Here is a 5,260-nt window from a genome sequence, read left to right as displayed (position 1 = left end):
TGTGTGCGTGTGTTCTTTGAGAACTCAATAGTGTGTCGATGAATGTCAGTGCCAAATGTTTTATTTGGTTCCGGCTCCTCATACCCCCGTGTGGGTGGGTCGGACATTTAGTCAGCAAATATTTTTTGTTGGCGTTTGATTTTGCCAAGGTTTTCGGACTCTGGTTAATTCTTCTGATTGCGCCCTTTTTGGGTGTGGTTGAGAGTCTTCAACGGAGAGTTTGATCCTGGCTCAGGACGAACGCTGGCGGCGTGCTTAACACATGCAAGTCGAGCGGTAAGGCCCTTCGGGGTACACGAGCGGCGAACGGGTGAGTAACACGTGGGTGATCTGCCCTGCACTTCGGGATAAGCCTGGGAAACTGGGTCTAATACCGGATATGACTACGGGATGCATGTCTTGTGGTGGAAAGATTTATCGGTGCAGGATGGGCCCGCGGCCTATCAGCTTGTTGGTGGGGTAATGGCCTACCAAGGCGACGACGGGTAGCCGACCTGAGAGGGTGACCGGCCACACTGGGACTGAGACACGGCCCAGACTCCTACGGGAGGCAGCAGTGGGGAATATTGCACAATGGGCGGAAGCCTGATGCAGCGACGCCGCGTGAGGGATGACGGCCTTCGGGTTGTAAACCTCTTTCGACAGGGACGAAGCGGAAGTGACGGTACCTGTAGAAGAAGCACCGGCCAACTACGTGCCAGCAGCCGCGGTAATACGTAGGGTGCGAGCGTTGTCCGGAATTACTGGGCGTAAAGAGCTTGTAGGCGGTTCGTCGCGTCGTTCGTGAAAACCTACCGCTCAACGGTGGGCTTGCGGTCGATACGGGCGGACTAGAGTACTTCAGGGGAGACTGGAATTCCTGGTGTAGCGGTGAAATGCGCAGATATCAGGAGGAACACCGGTGGCGAAGGCGGGTCTCTGGGAAGTAACTGACGCTGAGAAGCGAAAGCGTGGGTAGCGAACAGGATTAGATACCCTGGTAGTCCACGCCGTAAACGGTGGGTACTAGGTGTGGGTTTCCTTCCACGGGATCCGTGCCGTAGCTAACGCATTAAGTACCCCGCCTGGGGAGTACGGCCGCAAGGCTAAAACTCAAAGGAATTGACGGGGGCCCGCACAAGCGGCGGAGCATGTGGATTAATTCGATGCAACGCGAAGAACCTTACCTGGGTTTGACATACACCAGAAAGCTATAGAGATATAGCCCCCCTTGTGGTTGGTGTACAGGTGGTGCATGGCTGTCGTCAGCTCGTGTCGTGAGATGTTGGGTTAAGTCCCGCAACGAGCGCAACCCTTATCTTATGTTGCCAGCGCGTTATGGCGGGGACTCGTGAGAGACTGCCGGGGTCAACTCGGAGGAAGGTGGGGACGACGTCAAGTCATCATGCCCCTTATGTCCAGGGCTTCACACATGCTACAATGGCCGGTACAGAGGGCTGCGATACCGTGAGGTGGAGCGAATCCCTTAAAGCCGGTCTCAGTTCGGATCGGGGTCTGCAACTCGACCCCGTGAAGTTGGAGTCGCTAGTAATCGCAGATCAGCAACGCTGCGGTGAATACGTTCCCGGGCCTTGTACACACCGCCCGTCACGTCATGAAAGTCGGTAACACCCGAAGCCGGTGGCCTAACCCCTTGTGGGAGGGAGCCGTCGAAGGTGGGATTGGCGATTGGGACGAAGTCGTAACAAGGTAGCCGTACCGGAAGGTGCGGCTGGATCACCTCCTTTCTAAGGAGCACTTCTGCATCGCACCCCGAAGAGTCGGGGATGGTAAACGTTGATGCCAGAGACCGTTTCGGAAACATACGTTTTCCGGCGGACGCTCATGGGTGGAACACTGACAAGTTTTATCGCATTCGGTCAATCCTGAGTGGTTGGTCGCGGTGAATATATCGGCACACTGTTGGGTCCTGAGAGAACACGCGAGTGTTTCCTCTTGGGCAAGATAACGACGAGATTGGGCCGCAGTCATACCGGCTTCTTCGGGAGTGCTGGTGCTGCATCGGGTTTCAATCTTGTGTGTTGTTTGAGAACTGCACAGTGGACGCGAGCATCTTTGTTTGTAAGTGTTTAAGAGCGTACGGTGGATGCCTTGGCACCAGGAGCCGATGAAGGACGTAGGAGGCTGCGATAAGCCTCGGGGAGCTGTCAACCGAGCTGAGATCCGAGGATTTCCGAATGGGGAAACCCAGCACGAGTGATGTCGTGTTACCCGCATCTGAATATATAGGGTGTGTGGAGGGAACGTGGGGAAGTGAAACATCTCAGTACCCACAGGAAGAGAAAACAATAGTGATTCCGTGAGTAGTGGCGAGCGAAAGCGGATGAGGCTAAACCAGGAGCATGTGATAGACGGCAGTTGTTGTGTTCTTGGGGTTGTGGGGTCATTCTTCTCATCACTGCCGTGATGGGCGACAGTCAGAAACCGTTGTGTTAGTTGAAGTGGTCTGGAACGGCCTGCCATAGACGGTGATAGTCCGGTAAGCGAAAACTCAACGGCTGTTGTGGATGATGCCCGAGTAGCAGCGGGCCCGTGAAATCTGCTGTGAATCTGCCGGGACCACCCGGTAAGCCTGAATACTCCCTGGTGACCGATAGCGGACTAGTACCGTGAGGGAAAGGTGAAAAGTACCCCGGGAGGGGAGTGAAATAGTACCTGAAACCGTGCGCTTACAATCCGTCAGGGCCTACGCACAACTTTGTTGTGGTGGGTGATGGCGTGCCTTTTGAAGAATGAGCCTGCGAGTTAGTGGCATGTGGCGAGGTTAACCCGTGTGGGGTAGCCGTAGCGAAAGCGAGTCCGAATAGGGCGTTTTGAGTCGCGTGTTCTAGACCCGAAGCGGAGTGATCTACCCATGGCCAGGGTGAAGCGACGGTAAGACGTCGTGGAGGCCCGAACCCACTTAGGTTGAAAACTGAGGGGATGAGCTGTGGGTAGGGGTGAAAGGCCAATCAAACTCCGTGATAGCTGGTTCTCCCCGAAATGCATTTAGGTGCAGCGTCACGTGTTTCACACCGGAGGTAGAGCTACTGGATGGTCTAGGGGGCCTACAAGCTTACCGAAATCAGCCAAACTCCGAATGCCGGTGTGTGAGAGCGTGGCAGTGAGACTGCGGGGGATAAGCTTCGTAGTCGAGAGGGAAACAGCCCAGATCGCCGGCTAAGGCCCCTAAGCGTGTACTAAGTGGAAAAGGATGTGGAGTCGCGAAGACAACCAGGAGGTTGGCTTAGAAGCAGCCATCCTTGAAAGAGTGCGTAATAGCTCACTGGTCAAGTGATTCTGCGCCGACAATGTAGCGGGGCTCAAGTACACCGCCGAAGCCGCGGCATTCACACAATACATCCGCCATCTTCTACGGGGGGTGGTGCAGTGGTGTGGATGGGTAGGGGAGCGTCCTACAGCCATGGAAGCAGCAGCGTGAGCTAGTTGTGGAGGCTGTGGGAGTGAGAATGCAGGCATGAGTAGCGAAAGACGAGTGAGAAACTCGTCCGCCGAATGACCAAGGGTTCCTGGGCCAGGTTAATCCGCCCAGGGTGAGTCGGGACCTAAGGCGAGGCCGACAGGCGTAGTCGATGGACAACGGGTTGATATTCCCGTACCCGTGTATCCGCGCCCAATGGCGAATCAGTGGTGCTAAGTATCCAAAAGCGGATGGACTCCCTTCGGGGAGCCGGAAGTGGCTGCATACGACCCTTGCTGTAGTAGTCAAGCGATGGGGTGACGCAGGAAGGTAGCTGGGCCAGTCAGTGGTTGTACTGGTGTAAGCCTGTAGGGCGAGACATAGGCAAATCCGTGTCTCATGTGCCTGAGAGGTGATGCGTAGCCGATTGAGGTGAATTCAGTGATCCTATGCTGCCGAGAAAAGCCTCTAGTGAGTTGGTACACGGCCCGTACCCCAAACCGACACAGGTGGTCAGGTAGAGAATACTGAGGCGATCGAGAGAACTGTGGTTAAGGAACTCGGCAAAATGCCCCCGTAACTTCGGGAGAAGGGGGACCCGGTCTGGTGATGAGATTTACTCTCGGAGCTGGGTTGGGTCGCAGAGACCAGAGAGAAGCGACTGTTTACTAAAAACACAGGTCCGTGCGAAGTCGTAAGACGATGTATACGGACTGACGCCTGCCCGGTGCCGGAAGGTTAAGAGGACCGGTTAGCCAGTAATGGCGAAGCTGAGAATTTAAGCCCCGGTAAACGGCGGTGGTAACTATAACCATCCTAAGGTAGCGAAATTCCTTGTCGGGTAAGTTCCGACCTGCACGAATGGCGTAACGACTTCTCTGCTGTCTCAACCACAGACTCGGCGAAATTGCATTACGAGTAAAGATGCTCGTTACGCGCGGCAGGACGAAAAGACCCCGGGACCTTCACTATAGCTTGGTATTGGTGTTCGGTACGGTTTGTGTAGGATAGGTGGGAGACTGTGAAGCTGGCACGCCAGTGTTGGTGGAGTCATCGTTGAAATACCACTCTGATCGTATTGGACCTCTAACCTCGGGCCATGATCTGGTTCAGGGACAGTGCCTGGTGGGTAGTTTAACTGGGGCGGTTGCCTCCTAAAATGTAACGGAGGCGCCCAAAGGTTCCCTCAGCCTGGTTGGCAATCAGGTGTCGAGTGCAAGTGCACAAGGGAGCTTGACTGTGAGAGTGACAGCTCGAGCAGGGACGAAAGTCGGGACTAGTGATCCGGCACCGGCAAGTGGAAGCGGTGTCGCTCAACGGATAAAAGGTACCCCGGGGATAACAGGCTGATCTTCCCCAAGAGTCCATATCGACGGGATGGTTTGGCACCTCGATGTCGGCTCGTCGCATCCTGGGGCTGGAGTAGGTCCCAAGGGTTGGGCTGTTCGCCCATTAAAGCGGCACGCGAGCTGGGTTTAGAACGTCGTGAGACAGTTCGGTCTCTATCCGCCGCGCGCGTCAGAAACTTGAGGAAGGCTGTCCCTAGTACGAGAGGACCGGGACGGACGAACCTCTGGTGTGCCAGTTGTCCTGCCAAGGGCACTGCTGGTTAGCTACGTTCGGAAGGGATAACCGCTGAAAGCATCTAAGCGGGAAGCCTGTTCCAAGATGAGGTTTCTCACCACCTTCGAGTGGTTAAGGCCCCCTACAGACCATGGGGTTGATAGGCCAGAACTGGAAGCCCGGTAACGGGTGTAGGTGACTGGTACTAATCGGCCGAGGACTTACCAACAAAGAAGCTACGCGTCCACTGTGCGGTATCTGAAACAACACACAGATCACCGAGAAGACAGACACGAG

General features: G+C 55.3%; 2 rRNA genes. Both read left to right on the top strand.

The window, feature by feature from the left end:
- The first annotated feature begins 208 nt into the window (after positions 1-208).
- Positions 209-1,727: ribosomal RNA gene (locus tag AB0J47_RS41975) — 16S ribosomal RNA — on the top strand.
- A 332-nt stretch (positions 1,728-2,059) separates the two neighbouring features.
- A 23S ribosomal RNA gene (locus AB0J47_RS41970) occupies positions 2,060-5,192 on the top strand.
- The 16S and 23S rRNA genes sit together here, the layout of an rRNA operon.
- The last annotated feature ends 68 nt before the right edge of the window (positions 5,193-5,260 follow it).

The organism is Nocardia sp. NPDC049737 (assembly GCF_040674755.1).
Classification (GTDB): Bacteria; Actinomycetota; Actinomycetes; order Mycobacteriales; family Mycobacteriaceae; genus Nocardia.
The sequence above is the reverse complement of the archived record's forward strand: the minus strand, read 5'-3'. Positions and strand labels throughout refer to the sequence as shown.